Annotated in this window: 1 protein-coding gene and 1 pseudogene; one reads left to right on the forward strand and one right to left on the reverse strand. The window is 67.5% G+C overall.

Annotated features, from left to right (window positions below):
* Positions 1 to 142 precede the first annotated feature (142 nt).
* A pseudogene (locus tag ACOJUJ_RS05740) lies at positions 143 to 235 on the reverse strand (crotonase/enoyl-CoA hydratase family protein); the annotation flags it as partial.
* A gap of 13 nt (positions 236 to 248) precedes the next feature.
* Here ACOJUJ_RS05740 and ACOJUJ_RS05745 point away from each other — a divergent pair.
* Complete coding sequence (locus tag ACOJUJ_RS05745) at positions 249 to 1,172, forward strand: penicillin-binding transpeptidase domain-containing protein (RefSeq protein WP_420125895.1); 924 nt, start codon at positions 249 to 251, stop codon at positions 1,170 to 1,172.
* Positions 1,173 to 1,564 lie beyond the last annotated feature (392 nt).

A 1,564-nucleotide genomic window follows, 5' to 3' on the forward strand; every position in this document is an offset into this window, starting at 1 on the left:
CGGCGTACGCCGCCATCGCCTCGCGCCGCTTCTTGGCCTGGAGCCAGGCGAGGTAGGCGATCCCGACGAAGGCGATCAGGAAGAGGACGAACGCGATGGCGAACCCGGAGCCGGTCACGGGCACACCCTAAGGGCGCGCGGCTCACGTCCCGGTGAACTCCGGCGTGCGCTTCTCCATGAAGGCCCGCGGGCCCTCCTTGGCATCCTGGCTCATGAACACCCGCATGCCGATCTCCTGCACGGGCGGCATGGCGTACGCGGGCCGCTACTCGCGGTGCTGGTACCGCGCCGGCCACGGGTCGGTGGACCTGGCCCAGGCGATCGAGAATTCGTGCAACGTCTACTTCTATCAGCTGGGCATCCGCATCGGGCTGGCGGAGCTCACGCGCGCCGGGGTGCGGCTGGGCTTTACGCAAAAGACGGGGCTGGACCTGCCCGGCGAGCTTCCGGGCCGGTTCCCCCGCAGCGTGGACTGGTACAAGGAGTATTTCGGCACGCCCGCCGTGCCGTCGGACGTGATGAGCGTCGCCATCGGGCAGGGCCCCAACGACCAGACGCCGCTGCGCATGGCGTACGTGTACAGCGCCATCGCCGGCAACGGCACCGCGCCACCGCCGCGCCTGGTGGCCCGCGACAGCGCCGAAAAGGAGCAGGTGGGGATTGACCTGGGGCTGGACGCCAAGGGGCTGGAGGCGCTGTGGGAGGGGCTGCGGCTGGTGACGGAGCAGGACGGCACCGCGCTGCAGAGCAGCCTTGCGCGCTACAAGCTGTACGGAAAAACGGGTACCGCGCAGAACTCGCAGGGCGACGACCACGGCTGGTTCGTGGGCTTTGCGGGGCGCCCGGGGAGCAGCCCGGAGATCGTGGTGGCAGTGATCGTGGAGCACGGCCTGCACGGCGACGCCGCGGCGCCGCTGGCGGCCAAGGTCGCCAACTTCTACCTCGACAAGAAGTACGGCCATCCGTTCGATGCGGAGCCCACGCTGGGTGAGCGGTGGCGCGCGGGCCGCCCCGGCACCAACGGCCAGTGGGACGCGCCCAACCGCCGCCTGGTCCCGCCCACCAGCGTGGCCACCACGGCCCGCGGCGGCGGCCAGGGCGAGCAGCCCAAGCGCCGCCGCGACACCGGCGACGCCGAGACGCCCAAGCGCGAGAACGGCGAGACGGAGTAGGGCGGGGTACGAAGGTACGGGGTACGAGGGTACGAAAGTACGGATAGATGAACGGGCGGCGCCTCGCGGTTGCGGGGCGCCGCGTTCTTTGTGCCGGTCGGGCTCCGAGCTGGAGGAAAGATCACAAGATCAGGTTTCACACAGAGTTAGCAGAGTTAACAGAGTGATGCTCCATCGCGAAACCACTCCCCTGTGTGCCCATCCAGTTTCTTGAACGGAGGTCACGCGCTGATGCCGGTGGGAGGCACGAGAAAACTCTGAGTCCAGTCTAAAAAGCCTCTTGGGTTTCTGCAGATTCTTCTTGGATATTGCCTAAGTCAATGATATATTGTGATTTAGACATCGTTCCCCCTCTCCCCGCCGCCCCTGCACCTACCGTGTTTCGTCCGAAC

The organism is Longimicrobium sp., from assembly GCF_048594345.1.
GTDB lineage: Bacteria > Gemmatimonadota > Gemmatimonadetes > Longimicrobiales > Longimicrobiaceae > Longimicrobium.